14 protein-coding genes and 1 pseudogene are annotated in these 15,711 nt (G+C 68.9%); 9 read left to right on the top strand and 6 right to left on the bottom strand.

What is annotated here, in order from left to right; all coding sequences use genetic code 11:
- Positions 1–60 precede the first annotated feature (60 nt).
- Both DB31_RS51775 and DB31_RS14105 read left to right on the top strand, forming a co-directional pair.
- A pseudogene (locus tag DB31_RS51775) lies at positions 61–1,605 on the top strand (DUF4331 family protein).
- Between the two features lie 63 nt (positions 1,606–1,668).
- The gene (locus tag DB31_RS14105) at positions 1,669–2,880 is read left to right on the top strand and encodes a tetratricopeptide repeat protein (RefSeq protein ID WP_052419951.1); all 1,212 of its coding nucleotides are present in this window, start codon (positions 1,669–1,671) and stop codon (positions 2,878–2,880) included.
- A gap of 133 nt (positions 2,881–3,013) precedes the next feature.
- Here DB31_RS14105 and DB31_RS14100 read toward each other — a convergent pair whose 3' ends face one another.
- A complete protein-coding gene (locus DB31_RS14100; protein WP_169787043.1) occupies positions 3,014–3,655 on the bottom strand; it encodes a LysE family translocator in 642 nt (213 codons plus the stop codon).
- A gap of 115 nt (positions 3,656–3,770) precedes the next feature.
- On the opposite strand from DB31_RS14100, the gene DB31_RS14095 reads away from it, so the two are divergent.
- Positions 3,771–5,198, top strand: a complete 1,428-nt coding sequence (locus DB31_RS14095; protein ID WP_169787042.1) for a serine hydrolase domain-containing protein — start codon at positions 3,771–3,773, stop codon at positions 5,196–5,198.
- A gap of 10 nt (positions 5,199–5,208) precedes the next feature.
- Here the strand turns inward: DB31_RS14095 and DB31_RS14090 are convergent, their stop codons facing one another.
- The 3 genes from DB31_RS14090 to DB31_RS14080 all read right to left on the bottom strand — a co-directional run bounded on the left by DB31_RS14090 (position 5,209) and on the right by DB31_RS14080 (position 8,162).
- The gene (locus DB31_RS14090) at positions 5,209–6,234 is read right to left on the bottom strand and encodes a hypothetical protein (protein ID WP_044187557.1); all 1,026 of its coding nucleotides are present in this window, start codon (positions 6,232–6,234) and stop codon (positions 5,209–5,211) included.
- An 84-nt stretch (positions 6,235–6,318) separates the two neighbouring features.
- Entirely contained in the window at positions 6,319–6,993 is a 675-nt protein-coding gene (gene lepB / locus DB31_RS14085) for a signal peptidase I (protein ID WP_044187554.1), read from the bottom strand.
- Between the two features lie 65 nt (positions 6,994–7,058).
- Complete coding sequence (locus DB31_RS14080; RefSeq protein ID WP_044187553.1) at positions 7,059–8,162, bottom strand: citrate synthase; 1,104 nt, start codon at positions 8,160–8,162, stop codon at positions 7,059–7,061.
- A 327-nt stretch (positions 8,163–8,489) separates the two neighbouring features.
- Between DB31_RS14080 and DB31_RS14075 the strand changes: the two genes are divergently transcribed.
- On the top strand, positions 8,490–9,320 hold the full coding sequence (locus DB31_RS14075; RefSeq protein ID WP_240486688.1) for a hypothetical protein: 831 nt from the start codon (positions 8,490–8,492) through the stop codon (positions 9,318–9,320).
- On the opposite strand, the gene DB31_RS50490 is transcribed toward DB31_RS14075, so the two are convergent.
- Positions 9,317–10,471 carry a DUF5011 domain-containing protein gene (locus DB31_RS50490; protein ID WP_083968268.1) on the bottom strand — a complete coding sequence of 385 codons (1,155 nt, stop codon included), beginning with the start codon at positions 10,469–10,471 and terminating at the stop codon, positions 9,317–9,319. The two genes, DB31_RS14075 and DB31_RS50490, sit on opposite strands and share 4 nt — an antisense overlap.
- A 113-nt stretch (positions 10,472–10,584) precedes the next feature.
- Between DB31_RS50490 and DB31_RS14065 the strand changes: the two genes are divergently transcribed.
- The gene (locus DB31_RS14065; protein WP_044187548.1) at positions 10,585–11,688 is read left to right on the top strand and encodes an AraC family transcriptional regulator; all 1,104 of its coding nucleotides are present in this window, start codon (positions 10,585–10,587) and stop codon (positions 11,686–11,688) included.
- 47 nt (positions 11,689–11,735) lie between these two features.
- Here DB31_RS14065 and DB31_RS14060 read toward each other — a convergent pair whose 3' ends face one another.
- Positions 11,736–12,539 (bottom strand): DODA-type extradiol aromatic ring-opening family dioxygenase, encoded by an 804-nt coding sequence (locus DB31_RS14060; RefSeq protein ID WP_044187545.1) that lies wholly within the window; start codon positions 12,537–12,539, stop codon positions 11,736–11,738.
- Between the two features lie 77 nt (positions 12,540–12,616).
- Here DB31_RS14060 and DB31_RS14055 point away from each other — a divergent pair, with 77 nt between their 5' ends.
- The 4 genes from DB31_RS14055 to DB31_RS14040 all read left to right on the top strand — a co-directional run bounded on the left by DB31_RS14055 (position 12,617) and on the right by DB31_RS14040 (position 15,708).
- On the top strand, positions 12,617–13,105 hold the full coding sequence (locus DB31_RS14055) for an AgmX/PglI C-terminal domain-containing protein (protein ID WP_044187543.1): 489 nt from the start codon (positions 12,617–12,619) through the stop codon (positions 13,103–13,105).
- Between the two features lie 166 nt (positions 13,106–13,271).
- Entirely contained in the window at positions 13,272–13,736 is a 465-nt protein-coding gene (locus tag DB31_RS14050; RefSeq protein WP_044187542.1) for a chemotaxis protein CheW, read from the top strand.
- Positions 13,733–15,178: a CheR family methyltransferase gene (locus DB31_RS14045; RefSeq protein WP_044187539.1), complete on the top strand. Its 1,446-nt coding sequence runs from the start codon at positions 13,733–13,735 to the stop codon at positions 15,176–15,178. Before DB31_RS14050 ends, DB31_RS14045 begins: the two co-directional genes overlap by 4 nt.
- Positions 15,175–15,708 (top strand): chemotaxis protein CheW, encoded by a 534-nt coding sequence (locus DB31_RS14040; protein ID WP_044187537.1) that lies wholly within the window; start codon positions 15,175–15,177, stop codon positions 15,706–15,708. Before DB31_RS14045 ends, DB31_RS14040 begins: the two co-directional genes overlap by 4 nt.
- The last annotated feature ends 3 nt before the right edge of the window (positions 15,709–15,711 follow it).

Raw genomic sequence — 15,711 nt, 5'->3', positions numbered from 1 at the left:
ACTGCGGGTGGGGAGCAGGCGTCCCGAGGGCTTCGGCCCACTGAACTCCGGCTCCTATGGATGCGTCGAACCAGGAACCGCGAGATCGACACGGCGAATATTCTTTTTTGGGTGCCTGCCAAGCGGCTGAAATCACAGGGCCTTCTGCGGCCCCCCTGCTTGCCCGGATGCACTTCGCTGAGGGCGCCGCGTCGATTTCGGAGATCCAGATCCGGGGTCTGTTCCGTACCTCGCCCCGCCGTTCTGTACCCGAAGTCGAAAGGACCCTCGATGAAACGACTCTCCCTGCAACTCACCGGGTTGCTAGCGCTGTTCGCGCTGCTCCCCACCGCGCAAGCCGCGGACCACCGGGATGGCCCGTCCGCCACCTCGAACAAGGACGCGGACATCAATGACTTGTATGCCTGGACGGACTCGGGCGGGCAGAAGGTCAACCTGGTGATGACCTTCAACCCGGCGGCTCCCACAGGCACCCTGCCCTCGGACGCCGTCCTCTACGTCTTCCACCTCAACTCCAAGCAGACCTTCACCGCGACGGCCTCCACCGAGGTCCGCATCATCTGCGGCTTCGACGCACAGCAGACGATCAGCTGCTGGGCGGGCGACAGCGAGTACGTCACCGGCAAGGCGGACGCGGCCCAGGGCCTCTCCAGCACGAGCGGCAAGCTGAAGGTATTCGCGGGCCTGCGGAATGATCCGTTCTTCTTCAACATCCCCGGCTTCGCGGCCACGGTCGGCGCGGTGAAGAGCGCGGCCTCGTCACTCACCTTCGACACGGCGGGCTGCCCGAAGCTGGACTCGGCCACGTCCAACACGCTCGTCACCCAGCTCAGAACGGGCGCGAACGGCGCCGCGCCGACGGACACCTTCGCCGGCACGAACACCCTGGCCATCGTGGTCCAGGTCGACAAGAGCCTCGTCACTCCCGGCGGTCCCATCCTGGGCGTCTGGGCCAGCACTCACCGCCGCTAACGGAGAGCCACCATGAAGCGAATCCTGAAGATGGCTCTCTACGCGAGCCTGCTGATGCCTCTTGCGGCGTGCAAGGATGATGACGAGGAGCCTCCGGACAACCAGCCGCCTCCGGTGCCAACGCTGGGGACGCTGATCGATCGGATGGGGCGGCCGGCCATCAACGCCGCCCTCATCGGCACGTTCGAAGCGGACGCCAACACCACGAACGCCGCCAAGGACAGCTACAACGTCTCGCTGCAGGCCAGTTGGTCCGGCTACTCCGCCAACATCGCCTCCAGCCTGTCCATCCTCGACGGGTTGGACGCCCAATGCGGCAACCAGCTGCTGGCGGGCCCGACGGACGCCGCCGGGCGCTACAACACCCTGGCCGGAGTGCTGGCGGAAGACCAGCTCTACGTCAACACCGCCTCTACCACGTGTGGCCAGTACCTGGCCGTCGAGGCCAATGCCGTCAACGTCGTCCCCAATAACGACTGCGGCGGCCGCGCTCCCAACTACGACGTGATCGACACGAGCTTCTCGGTGCTCGCCGCCGGGGTGCTCACCGGCGTGACAGACGGCATCAACGCCGACGGGGATGGCAACATCCACTCCCACACCGCGTTCCCGTTCCTCGCCGCACCTCGCTAAGACGAAAGGGCCTTCCCAATGACCACCATGCACTGGCGAGTCCTCCTATTGATCGGTACTGGAATGGTGGCATCGGGATGCGACCGCAATGCCTCCACGCCCCGTCCCTCCGCTTCACCGCCTGCCGCGGTGGGCGGAGCGGGCGGGGACACCGCAGCCCTGCCTCCAGAGCCGCGCACGACGGATGGCGCCCTCGCTCTCCACAACTTCGAGACGCAGCTGGCCCAGGCCGAGAGGAGGCTGGCCGAGCAGCCCACGGCCCCCGACCGGCTGAGGGCGATGATGGAGCTGCGAATGGTGCGAGCCCAGTTCCTTGGGGTGCTCGCGGACTATGATCAGTCCCTGGAACTGGCGGACCGGCTGGTCCAGGCGGCGCCCGAGGATGCCCAGAGCTACCTCAAGCGCGCCAACGTGCGGGGCCGGCTGCACCATTTCGACGAGGCGCTGGCGGATCTGGCGGAGGCCGAGCACCGGGGCGTGAAGGGCCTCGCCATCGATGAGCCTCGGGCGGCCATTCTCCAGGCCACCGGGCACGCGAGTGAAGCGCAGAAGTTCCACCGGGCCGCCGCCGAAGCCCGGCCGAGCCTGGAGACGCTGGCGGGGCTCGCTGGCGCCATGACCGAAGAGGGCCACTTCGAGGAGGCCGCCAAGCTCTACGCGCAGGCGCGTGCCACGTACCGGGACGTGTCCCCCTTCCCCGTGGCGTGGCTGGAGTTCCAGGAGGGTCTGCTCTGGGAGAGCGCGGGCAACCTGGAGCGCGCTGGCCAGTCCTGGGCGGCGGCCCATGCGCGCCTCCCGGTCTACGCCGCCGCGGCCACCCACCTCGCCGAGGTGGAAACCGCCGCGGGCCGCACCGACAAGGCCATTGCCCTGTTGCGGCCCGTCGTGGAGCGCTCAGATGATCCCGAGTCCGCCGCGCAGCTCGCGGGCTTGCTGCGCCAGACCGGCAAGGAGTCCGAGGCTCAGCAGTTCCTGGCCCGAGCGACGGCCGGCTTCGAGCACTGGACTGCCCGCCATCCGCTGGCCTTCGCGGATCATGCCGCGCGTTTCTATCTGGGACTCGGCGCGGCTCCTCAGAAGGCGCTAGCGCTGGCCGAGACCAACCTGGCCTCTCGCCGCACCGCCGGGGCGCTGGAGCTCTACTGGGACGCCGTCAAAGCCGCGAACGCCCAGGCACAGGGCTGCAAGGCCGTGAAGGCGCTGCTCGCCTCGGGGGAGGAGCAGGTACCAGCGCTGGAGGAGCGGGCGCGCACGGTGCTGGCGGACTGCCGCTGAGCTCTCTCGGGATACACTCCCGGTTGGCGGGCGCGGCGGAGGACATGGCGAGGACGCTCGAGACGCTGATCAAGCTGGGAGTTCCGCACGACGAGCCTGAATCACCGGGAATCGGTGGTTCCCTACCGCGCCTCTACCCCGAGATCAGCAGCCGGAGCCCGTAGGCCATCAGCACCAGCGCAAGCACCCGGCGGATGACCGGCTCCCGCCGGGAGTACGCCTGCCGGACGTGGCCAGTGGACAGGCCCCAGGCCAGAGTCCCGTACCACGCCATGGCGATCATCACGATGCCCACGGCTGCCGCCACGCGCACCCACAGGGGGATGTCCGGGGCCACCGTGGGTGCGAGAATGCTCAGGTAGAACGGCATCGTGTTCGGATTGGACAGGCTGGCGAACAGCCCACTGCGAAACGGCCGGTCTTCCTCCCCCGACATGGCCCTCTCCACGAGCGCCGTCCCCGGAGCCGCAGCGGGAGCCGCCTCGGAAGCCCGTGAGGCCGTCCGTGCGGCACACAGCCCTCGCACGCCCAGGTAGAGCAGGTACAGCCCGCCCACGTAGCGCATGGCGCGCATGCCTTCCGGGTGCTGCTGCAAGAGGACGGCGACGCCGCCCAAGATGACGCACAGCCACGCGGCATTCCCCAAGGCAATGCCCAACACGGCCCAGGCCGCGTGCCGACGCGTGGTGGACAGCGCCAAGCGCGTGACGATGAACGTGTTCGGCCCGGGCGTGATGACCGCGAGCAGGTACAGTCCATAAATGGAAGCGAGCAAGGGGCCGGGCGGAGTCATGGCGGCGGCCCGGACCTAAGCACCCGGCTCCCTCGGGAGCAACCTGAGTGAAAATTGCTCGGGACAGCTCGGGGATAGAAGCAGTTCAATGAGGGATGTGACGAAAGACCTGCTGGCCTTGGCGTTCCTCCTCCTCACGGCGAGCTGTGCGACGCACCCACCGCTGTCCTCCCCGGAGACACTCGGCGGCTCGGCCACCGATGCCGTGGACGCCTACCTCCAGGCCGTCATGGAGAAGAACCAGGTCCCCGGCATTGCCCTGGCCATCGTTCGTGATGGAAAGGTCGAGCGGCTCGGCTCGTACGGTCTCGCGGACCTGGAGTCCGAGACGAAGGTGGGACCCGAGACCTCGTTTCAGATCGCCTCTGCCACCAAGGTCTTCACCGGCACACTGGTGATGCGCCTCGTGCAGGAGGGCAAGCTCGACCTCGATGAGCCCCTCTCGAAATACCTGCCGGACGCGCCCGAGACCTGGAAGGGGATGACCGTCCGGCACCTCACCGCACACGCGTCGGGGTTGAAGGATCTCCCCGATGAAGACAGCAGTGCCGCCACCGCCGCCGAGCGGTACGAGGCCGCCAAGAAGACCTCCCTGGCCTACGCCCCCGGCGAGCGCAGCGAATACGCGCTCACGGACTTCGTCGTGCTCACCCACCTCATGGAAAAGGTCACCGGGGAGCGCTTCGAGGAGCTGCTGCGCAGCCGCATCTTCCAGCCCCTCGGTTTCTCCTGCACGCGCTACGAGCACGCGAGGCAGGAGGGCCCGGTACGCCTCGCCGATGTCATCCCGCGCCGCGCCAGCCTCTATCGCTTCGTGGACGGCGTGCCCCAACGAGCCTGGTTCCTCTACCCTGTCCACACCTACGCCGCGGGCGGGGTCTTCTCCTGCGCGAAGGACCTCGCCCAGTGGGCCGTGGCCATGGACCAGGGCACCCTGCTCACCCCCGCGATGCAGCAGGCCAGCGCCACCGCCCTCAAGCTGAAGGACGGGCACGCGGGCGGCTTCGGCGTGGCGTTTGCCGTGAGCCAGCTGCGCGGGCTGCTGACCTTCGGGCACAGCGGGGGTGGCTCGCTCGGAGACGTGCTTCGCATCCCGGACCAGAAGCTCACGGTGATCATCCTGACGAACAAGCAGGGACTCCTCCCGGTGCTGGCACGCAACATCGCGAGCCTCCACCTGCCGCCGCTTCCAGGGCTGGACGCGCCGGGCCTCGCGGACACGGAGCCGGCCCTGACCGCCACGCTGCGCGGGGTCGTGGAGGGCGTGATGAACGGCACGCTCGATGCGGCCGCCTTCGCGCCCCGCGCACAGGAGGAGCTCGTGCCGGTGCTGCGCGGCTTCGGAACGCCGGGCAGCGCCCTCTATCCGCCCGTCCGCCGAGTGGTCCTGCTCGAGGACCGCAGGGACAGCGAGCCGCGCAAGCGCATCCTCCGCGTGGTGTATGGCCAGGACATCTCGGTGAAATGGACGTTCAGTCTGGACGCTGCGGGCAAGGTCCTCGACTTGGACTACGAGTGGGAATGAAGCAAGCCCCTCACTCGACCCAGTGCTGCTCCGTCAGGATCCGGAAGCCCGTCTCCGTGTCGACGAAGAAGTGAACCTGGATGCCGCCCCACGGGCCCTTGCTGTAGCTGAGATGGCAGCCTTTGAACGTGCGGCCAGCGATGCGCGTTTCGAGATTCGCCAGGCCCTCCGTGACGACCTCACTCGAGATCGGGTAGTTGTGGACGTAGTTGGCGAAAGAGGCGGCGCTCGCGACGTAGTCGCGAACTTCGGTGGCCGTGGCCAGCGTCGGGCGGTTCGTCCAAGTGCTCGGGAAGGTGCTGGGGTCGATGCCGAAGCAGGTCCCCCCGTTGTTGCGCCCATTCCCATGCTCCCCCGCGATGACATTTGCCACCTCGAAGGACTGATCCAGCTTCACGGTCCACTCGTCCTCGGGCAGGGCGTTCACCGCAGAGACGAGCACCTCCAGGGAGTACCCCATCGTGGCGGCGTTGCGGAGGTTCCGCAGGCTCACCGCGCCGATGCCGCTGACGTTGGAGATGGCCTGGGCCGAGGTGAACGGACGCAGGTTGATGAGGTTCGTGGCGCCATTCCACGCGTGAGGCAGGACAGCGTACAGGGTACTGGCGCTCACGGTGTTCACCAGGGACACCACCGCCGCGGCGTCATCGGAAGAGAGAGCGAGCTCGTCCAGGATGCCGGCACAGGTGCTGTCGATGTAGCCGAGAGCACGGGCACCCGACTCGATCTGGGTCAGGCGAACCGGGCCCATCAGGTTGACGGCGGAGACCTCCGCCAGCGTCGCGAAGGGCGCCGTCGAGCGGCGGGCGACGAGGTTGCTGGCAGCGTCGCTGGGAAGGTACGCGTCCAGTGTCTCGAAGGATGCCGTGTTCACGAAGGTGAGGATGCCCTGGCACTCTGGGGCCACATCCACGTCCGTGGTGGTGAGCGACGCGGCCTCGCGATCGAGTGACGGGGTGAAAGACGGTTCGGATTGGGCAGGACCGCAACCGGCCAGCAGGCTCGCGACAAGAAGGCAGGGACCGAGACGACGCATCGGAGACTCCTCAGGCATACGACGGGGGGATGCGGCTGCATACACCAGTCGGGTGGCTGGCTGATACAGCATCCCCCTGCGCTCCTACCGCGTGAGACGCGGGTCGCTCTCCGAGCCCTCCGCCGCGCGCAGGGGAATCCACCAGCGCTCGCTGCCAGAGAGCCCCTCGCGCGGGCTGTAGTAGACAGCCGCTGCCCGGCCGAGCAGGTTCTCTCGGGGAACGAGTCCGAAGATGCGGCTGTCCGCCGAGTTGCCCCGATGATCGCCGAGCATCAGGTAGTGCCGCGGGGGCACCTCCACCTCTCTCATGGGAGGCCCCTGGTAGGGCTCGGGGTGGAGCGGGTGGGGCGCGCCCGGCAGATATTCGATGCGCGCGTCCTCCTGCGTGAAGCCCTGAGGCACACGTTGGCCGTTGAGGAGGAGGTTCACACCATCGAAGGCGATGCGGTCGCCCGGGAGCCCCACCAGGCGTTTGACCAGCACGTTGCCATCCGCCGGAGAGTCGAAGACGACCACATCCCCACGCTGAGGGGACTTCTCGGTCAGCCAGACGTGGGTGAGAGGAATGCGCAGCCCATAGGCGCTCTTGTCCACCGCGAGGCGATCGCCCACCTGGAGCGTGGGCTCCATGGAGCCCGAGGGCACATGGTAGTGGTCCGCGAAGCTGCCACGGCCCACCAGGATGATGGCCAAGAAGGCCAGGTCGGCCAGGTACTTCACCCACCGCTTCGACGGTGGCTTCGAGCGAACACGGTCCATCGTTCCTCCTCACACGCTAGCGGAGGACTCTACGCCGGAGGCGGCGGGCCATTGCCGCCCCTGCCCTACTCCTTCGGCATGGTGCCCACGTAGCGGGAGGCGGGCCGGATGAGCCTACCGGTGGCCCGCTGCTCGGCGACGTGCCCGAGCCAGCCCGCGACGCGGCCACAGGCGAAGGCCGTGGAGAACAGCGTCCGATCGAGTCCCACCGCGTCGAGCAGCACGGCCGTGTAGAACTCCACGTTGGCGCGCAGCGGGCGATCCGGGTAGCGCTGACGGAGCAGCTCCTCGGCTGCACGCTCCACCGCCCGAGCCAGCGCGAGCCGGTCGGTCCGCAGCCCGCCGCGCTCCAGCCGCTCGATGGCGCGCTCCAGTACGGCAGCGCGAGGATCTCTCACGCGGTAGATGCGGTGGCCCATGCCCATGATGCGGCGGCCGGCCTTCAGCTCCCCTTCCAGCCACGACGCCGCGTTCTCCGGCCGGGCGATGGCGTCGAGCATGTCCAGCACGGGCCCCGGCGCCCCACCATGGAGCGGGCCCTTGAGCGCGCCGATGGCGCCCACCGTGGCGGACACCGCATCCGAGCCCGTCGAGGTGATCACGCGCGCGGTGAAGGTGGAGGCATTCAAGCCATGGTCGGAGACGGTGACCAGGTACGCATCGAGCCCGGCGGCGCGCTCGGGTTGATGCTCTCCGGTGACCATGCGCAGCAGGTCCGCGGCATGGGACAGCTTGGGATCCGGACGCACGGACGCCAGCCCGCGCCTGCGCCGGGCCCACGCGCCCGTGAACACCGCGGCGGCTCCTGTCAGAAGGAGGAACGTCTCCTGCTCGTTGCCCGGCGGGAGGGGGACATGGGCCATGGCGGCCCGGAGCGCGTCCATCCCGTCCTCGGCCGAGAGGGCATTGCCCAGCCCCTCCAGCAGCCCGAAGGCCCGCACGCGCGCCTCCCCGAGGGCTGCCTGGAGCGAGGAGGGAAGCGGTCCCTGGGCGTACGGCGCCCAGAGCCTCGCGCACACCTCCTCGAAGGAGACGGCGCCCGCGAGCACCTCCACATCACTCCCGGCGATCACCAGCCGTCCGCGCTCGCCATCCACCTCGCTCAGCCGCGTCTCCGCGACGACGACCCCTTCAAGCCCTGCCTGCAGTGCTGCCTCTGTCGTGCCCATGCTTGGATTCCTCCGGCACGAGGATTAAGCGCCGGCCACGAGCCCGGAAACTCGATTCGACAATCGACATGAGTGCGCCCCTGTACGCTGGGATCTGGCCGTTCGCGCCTCCTGCGCCGCCGGGCCCTCGCCCGCGACTGGAAACTTATGGCCTCCTCCCGCCGACAACCCACGGTGGCCCCGAGGTTCGGCGCCTTGAAGAGCACACGTCCACCCCTTGCCCGGCACACCTGGAGATCGCTGATGCACTCGAAACGAATGATTTGGACCACCGCACTCTTGTCAGCAAGCGTCGTGCTTGCCTCGTGCGGCGAACCCCCTGAGGACGTGGCTGCCGACGCGGCCGAGCTGAGCACCGTCACGGCCGAGTTGAACTCGCCCATCTACGACAGAGCACGGGCCTACGCTGCCGCCAACCCCAAGCGAGACGGCGCTTCGTGGGACCAGTGGTGCGGCTCGCTGATGTGGCGCTTTGGTCAGCTCCCCGCCTCCTCGGCCCGTGACAGCGCCATCCTGGCCTATCACGCGTCGACGATCGTCTCGACGAACCCCGCGACCGCTCTCACCGGGGCGTTCCACTGGTGGGACATCGGTGCTTACGGTCACGTCGGTGCCGACCTCAATGGCGGTGGCACGACTGTCTTCATGGCCACCCGGAACCTTGCCGAGTCCTGGGGAGACGCCATCGGCGTCAACAGCGTCTCCGGCTACTCGAGCAGGACGGGGGCGCGGTACCTCGGCTGGTCCATGGACTACGCGGGCGGCCGGATTGCCGGCGGCGGAGCCCCTCCGGGAGGAGGGGGAAGCAGTCTGCCCCAAACGACGACCGAGCAAGACGGCATCCCTGGCCCCATCTATTACAAGCGCATTCAGACCGTCGGCCAACGCGACTTTGGCTACACCGGGCCCATTGATGGAATCACCGGGCCCAACACGGAGAAGGTTCGCGTGAGGATCACCGCACGCGAGCTGAACAACCGCGGGGGGCCTCGCACCTCCGCGCAGGAAGATGGGATCCCCGGATACATCTACTGGACTCGCGTCCAGACCGTCGGCCGGAGCTTCGGCTACACGGGCCCCATCGATGGGAATCCCGGCCCGAATACCTACACAGCCGAACACAAGATCTGCGGCTACGCGGTGAATCGGGCCTTCTAAGGGCAGTCGACGACCTCCACCACGCGATTCTGGATGTTGGAGAGGTGGCCGCCGGGGTCTCTCGCCTGGTAGGTCACCGTGTACGTGCCCTCCGCCCATCCGTTCACCGAACCGGTGGTCTGCACGGAGGAGGAGACATCCCCATAGCAGGAGTCCGTGGCCAGGACACCCGGGTCCACCCATGCGCTGCCGCACGTGTGCGTCATGCGCATGGGGCCCTTGAGACGGAGTATCGGCGGGAGGGTGTCCTGCACCATGACCTTGCGCTCGGCAGACGTCGTCCCCTGCCCGTTCCACGCGAGGTACTGCACTGTGTAGCGCCCCTCAGCCTTTGAGTTGGGACCAGGGCCGTACGGATCCTGGCCCGAGTTGTAGGTGTGCACCGTCACCGCGCCGCACGCATCCGCGGCCAGGGCCCCGGGCTCACTCCAAGTGTTGCGGCCGCACTCCAGCGTCTCCTCATGACGGCCCTGGAGCATGAGCACCGGCGCGGCGAGCTGGGCCGTACAGTCTGTTTGGGGAAGCACGGTCACCAGGCGGGTGCGCTGGGTGACGTGTCCGACCGAGTCCGCCACGCTGTAGGTGATGGGATAGATGCCCGGTACGGAGGTGCTGAACCCGCCCGAGCGATTCATGCGCCAGTCCAAGGACCCATCACAGATGTCACTGCTGTAGGCGCCCGCCTCCACGTACGAAGCACCATAGGCCAGGACGATCTGCACCTGGCCGTTCAGGGTCACAGTGGGCGGACTGCTGTCGACGATGGACCACTGCGACGAGCAGCCGGCGGCGTTGCCCGCCGCGTCCCAGTAACTGACGGAGGTGCTCGTGGAGCCGACTCCGCCGAGGTTGCCAAGACTGTGGCTCGAGAAGGTAATCCCGCAGTTGTCGCTCGCGGTGACGAGGTCGAAATCTTGGACGATGTAGCCATAGGCGATGCACTCCCGGATGCCTCCCTCGGGCTGGCACCTCACGGAGGGAGGCGTCACGTCGGGTGAGCAGCTGCCCAGGGGGGCGGCGTAGGTGCTCAAGTCCACCGCCTCCTCCCCAGGCAGCGCGGCGCCGCAAGCCGCAGCCAACAGCAGGCACAGTCCCGCCAGCGCATGGGTGAACCTGCCGGGCCTCCGATTCGAATGCATTCCAAGACGCATGGTGTGTCCTCCTGGAGAGAGCTGCTCAGGTGTGGTGATGTCTCCGCGTTGCGCGAGGCAATCTGCCAGGGCGAGGCCGCGCTCACATTGGCCCAAGCCGCCAAAAGACTGGCATGCTTCGCCACCTCGCTGAGCCTGCTCTGAGCTCGTTCTCCATGGCCGCGTCTTCCTCGGACTCGTCTCGAAGCGCCCTCTCTCCACGCGAGCCCCGCCGAGCTCGCTTCACGGCATCCGTGGTCTTCGTGAGGATGCTCACCCAGGCGGCGGCGGCGCGGGGCGTGCGCGTTGACGATCTGCTGGAGCACCATGGCGTCAACCCCTCGCTCCTCGAGGCGCTCGATTCGCGGGTGCCTCACGCCCTCCTCGTCGACTTGTGGGAGCAGGTGCCGCGCCGGCTCAATGATGCCGCGCTGGGGCTCCGCCTGGCGCAAGCAGTTCCGCTCGGGGCCTTCGATCTGGTCGAGTACTGCATGCGCAACAGTCCCGACCTCGCCACGTGTTACCAGAAGCTGACCCGCTGGCAGCGCCTGCTGCACGACGGGGCCCGCTATCACCTCGAGGTCGAGGGCGACATGGCTCGCATCTCCCACCGGCCCCCGCTCGAGGTCCCGCCCCACGCGGTCGATTTCATCCTGGCGAAGCTCTTGAGAATCGGCCAGCAGTTGACGGGGGTGGCCTTCTCGCCGCGCGGCGTCGCCCTCCCCTATCCTCGCCCGTCGGACGACCTCGAGCACACACGGGTGTTCGGCGCGAGCGTGCGGTTCAGTCAGCCCTACACGTGCCTCGAGCTCGATCGGGCCGTGCTCGAGCTGCCCATCCAGGGGACGGATCCCAACCTTGCCGCGGTCCTGGACCGGTTCGCGCAGACCCGGATCGAGGGACTGCCGCGAGCCCTGGACCTGGTAGACGAGCTAGGCGAGCGCATCCGGAAGGCCCTGCGCGGCACCGTGCCTGACGCGGCGACGCTCGCGCGCCAGATGGGCATGAGCGCACGCACGCTGTCACGCCGGCTCCACGAGCGCGGACTCACCTACCAGGAGGTGCTCGACCAAGCGCGACGAGAGCTGGCGTTGCGGCACGTCCTCAACAAGGACCTCAAGCTGCTCGAGGTCGCCTTCCTGCTGGGGTTCTCGGAGGTCAGCAATTTCTACCGTGCCTTCCGTCGCTGGACCGGCACCACGCCCGCTGCCTATCGGCGCGAGTCCTTGGGGGTGTGAGGCGCCTGGGATGAATCGAGCAGCCCTGAGACCCAGTCCGCCCTCGCCTACCCGAAGTGATAGGCGGACAGGCGCAGGCCCATAAACGTGGCGTTGTACGCCGTGGTTCCCCGGTCCGAGCCCGCCGCTCCAGCGATGACCATCAGCGGCAGCAGGTGCTCCTCTCGCGGGTGCGCCAGCCGCGCCACCGGAGCTTCCTCCCAGTGGATCAGCCGGCCATCGCGCTCCTTCGGCTCCAGCGTGGCCGACTCCCGCAGCCACGCGTCGAACTGCTCGGCAATGCCGCGCGAGCGCGGATCCATGAACGCCCGCAGGTTGTGGAACGTCATCCCGCTGCCGATGATGAACACGCCCTCGTCGCGCAGCGGCGCCAGCGCACGCCCCATCGCCAGGTGCTCCTGGGGATCCAGTCCCTGCTTGAGCGACAGCTGCACCACGGGCACGTCCGCCTCGGGATACGTCAGCTTGAGCGGCACGAAGGTGCCGTGATCGTAGCCACGCTGAGGGTCCGCCGCCGTCTGGAACCCCGCCGCCCCGAGAAGCTGCCGCACGCGCTCGGCGAGCTTCGGATGGCCCGGCGCGGGCCACGTGAGCGCGTACGACTCGGGCGGGAAGCCGTAGTAGTCGTAGAGCATGGGCGGGCGCTCGGCGGTCATCACCGTGGGCAGTGGCTCCTCCCAGTGCGCCGAGATGACCAGCAGGGCCTTGGGCCCTGTCTTGGGCACAGCGCGCACCGAGCGCAGGTAGCCCGACAGCGCGTCGAAGCCCGGCTTGTCATCAAAGCCCAGGTCCACGAAGGGCCAGGGGCCGCCGCCGTGCGGCAGGAACACCACGGGCATCCGGTCCGGCATTGTTCGATCCTTGGAAGAGGCTCCAGCCCCGGCCGCATCATGAATGAAGCCGGATTGCCTATGCTAGACATGCCCGCATGATCCACGTCGCGGCGATGGCACTGCTGGCCCTCTCCCTGAACCAGGTTCCGAACACGGGCAGGGCCAAGGCGAAGTTTCCTCCCCGCACCGAGAAGCCTCGGCCTCCGCCTCCGCAGCAGCCCACCCCCGACACGCCCGCGCCCTCCCAGCCCCACGACGATGCACCCCCGCCTCAGTTGCCGAGCCAGCCTCCCCCCTTCCAAGAAGAGCCGTACCTCGCGGTCATCCGCAGCCACTCGCCGCAGATCGAGAGCTGCTACGCCCGCGCTCGCGCCTGGTCCCCCGCAGTTCAAGGCGAAGTCATCGTGGAGTGGGACATCTCCCCAGGCGGCAACGTCTTCGGCGCCACCGTGACCTCCAACACCACCGGTAACAGTGAACTCGCGAGCTGCGTGCTCCAAGAGGTGAAGAGCTGGATCTTCCGCGCGTCCGACTCCTCCTATCCCACCCACGTCCGCCACCCGTTCCGCTTTCAATCTTCTTGAGCGCCGAGAATGGAGAGGCCGTTTTGACCTCGAAATTCGGGTTCTCTGGATAATTCCGTCATCCCTACCTGTCTGCTTTCGGACGGTCATGGCACCGTCCTGAAAATGACACGGCGGAGAAATTCACCGTCCGTCATAACGCCCCTGTTGCGCCAGAGGGGGCGGAATGCCGGGTGAAGTCGCGGGACGTTTTCTCATGGTCCGTGCGCACGGCTGGAGGTGCGCGCTGCCGATGGGCGAGGTCATCGAGACCTTGCGCCCGCTGCCCGTGTCCCCTGTCGCCGGAGTGCCCTCCTTCGTGCGCGGCGTGTCCGTGGTGCGCGGCGAGCCCACGCCGGTGCTCAGCCTCGCGGCGCTGATGGGCGGCGCGGCCTCGACCGAGCCCCGGCGCTTCGTCCTGCTCCGCGTCTCCGCGCGCCAGGTGGCCCTGGAGGTGGATGAGGTGCTCGGACTGCGCGAGCTCAACGCCTCGGAGCTGGGGGCCGTTCCCCCGCTGCTGCAAGGCGCCGCGTCCGGCCACCTCGAGGTGCTGGGCACGCTGGATGGCCAGTTGCTCGGAGCGCTGAGCGCGGCCCGCCTGCTGCCGGCGGATGCGTGGTCCCGGCTGGCCTCCTCCGGAGGTGCGGCATGAGCGAGCAGGACGTGCTCATCGACCGGCTCGCCGGGCTCGTGGAGCGGCGCCTCGGACTGGTGCCCGCCCTCGAGACGCGGCAGGAGCTGGCCACACTCCTGGCCGACCTGGCCCCCCGCCGCCGCTGGGACGACTACCTCGACCAGCTGGAGACGGCCGGGCCCAGCGATCCCGAGCTGCGCGCCCTGGCCGAGCGCCTCACCGTGGGCGAGACGTACTTCTTCCGTCACCAAGTCCAGCTCGAGGCCCTGGTGGAGCGGGTCCTCCCGTGGGTGCAGCGCGAGGGCCGCCCTGCCCGCGTGCTCTCCGCCGGGTGCTCCACTGGAGAGGAGCCGTACTCGCTGGCCATCCTCGGGCGCGAGAGCCCCCGCGTGGACGCCGAGCGCCTCTTCATCACCGGCATGGATCTCAACCCGCGCGCCATCGCCCGCGCGCGCTGGGCCCACTACGCGCCCTGGGCCCTGCGCTCCACCCCCGAGTTCCTGCGCGAGCGGTGGTTCTTCTCGCTGCCGGACGGCGGGTTCGCCCTGCGGCCAGACCTGCGCGACTCCGTCGTCTTCGAGGAGCGCAACCTGCTGGAGGACTCTCCCTTCTGGATGCCGGGCTCCTTCGACGTCATCCTCTGCCGCAACGTCCTCATCTACTTCTCGCCCGAGACGGCCCGGCGGGTCATCGCCCGGCTGGAGCAGGCGCTCACGCCCGGTGGGTTCCTGTTCCTGGGCCCCTCCGAGAACCTGCGGGGACTTTCGGAGTCCTTCGAGATACAGCAGGCGGGCGATGCCTTCTACTTCCAGCGCGGCCGCGCTACGCGAGCCACCCCTCGCCCCGGTACCCTGACGCCCGTGGCCACTCCCGCGCCTCGCGCCACGCCCGCTCCCTTCTCCATGCCCACGCCGCTGGGGGGCTCCCTCCCCCGGCCGAAGGACACCGCGGCCACGCCAGAGGGCACGGCCCGCGCCTGGCGCCTCTTCGAGGAGGAGCGCTATGCCGACGCCCGCTCCTGGCTGGAGGGGCTGCCCGAGTCCGAGCGGGAGCAGCCGGTGATGCAGTTGCTGCGCGCCGCGCTCCACCTGCAGGCCGGCCGCTTCCAGGAGGCGGAGCGGCTGAGCGAGGTGCTCGTCGAGCGTGGGGTGCAGGGCGCCGGGGCGAACTACCTGCTGGGCCTGTGCCGCGAGCAGGCCGGAGACGGGCCCAGCGCGCGGGCCCGCTATGAGCGCGCCGTCCACCTGGAGCCCACCTTTGCCCTCGGCCACCTGCGCCTGGGCATGCTCGCGCGGAGGGACGGAACGCCCCTCACCGCCCGCGTGGCGCTGCGGCTGGCGCTCACCCTGCTCGCCCACGAGCAGCCCGTTCACCTCGCGCTGTTCGGCGGGGGGTTCGGCCGCCACGGGTTGATGCAGGTCTGCCAGCGAGAGCTGCTCGCGTGCTCGGAGGGCCCATGAAGAGCCACGAGGAACTCTCGCAGCGGCTGGCTGAGCTGAAATCGGAGTTCGACGCCTCCTTCGCGCGTCCCGCCGTCCTCGCGGAGGCCCACCGGGAGGTCCTGCTGCGCCTGAGCGTGGGCGGAACGGTGCTGGCGGTGCCCCTGAACCAACTCAAGGGCCTCCACGCCCTGGCCCGCGTCGTGGCCCTGCCGGACAGCCCTCCCGGGTTGCTGGGGGTGGTGGGCCTGCGCGGGCAGCTCGTGGCGGTGCACTCGCTGGCGACGTGCCTCGGGCTGCCCCTGGACGAGCCTCCGCGCTGGCTGCTGCTGGGAGATGCCTCGCAGCGCGTGGGGCTGGCCGCGGGAGGCTTCGAGGGCCAGCTCCGCGTCCCTCCCGGGCAACTGCGGCCCCACGCGGGCGCCGCGCCCCGGCCCTACTTGAGCTCCGCCGTGCTGCGGCCCGGGGAGCCGCCACTGCCCGTGCTCGATATGGCTTCGTTGGTGAAGGACTTGCTGGACGGAGCCCAAGCTCCGCGAATTGAGAGGTAGTTC

Origin of the sequence: Hyalangium minutum (genome assembly GCF_000737315.1) — a bacterium.
Classification (GTDB): Bacteria; Myxococcota; Myxococcia; order Myxococcales; family Myxococcaceae; genus Hyalangium; species Hyalangium minutum.
The sequence above is the reverse complement of the archived record's forward strand: the minus strand, read 5'-3'. Positions and strand labels throughout refer to the sequence as shown.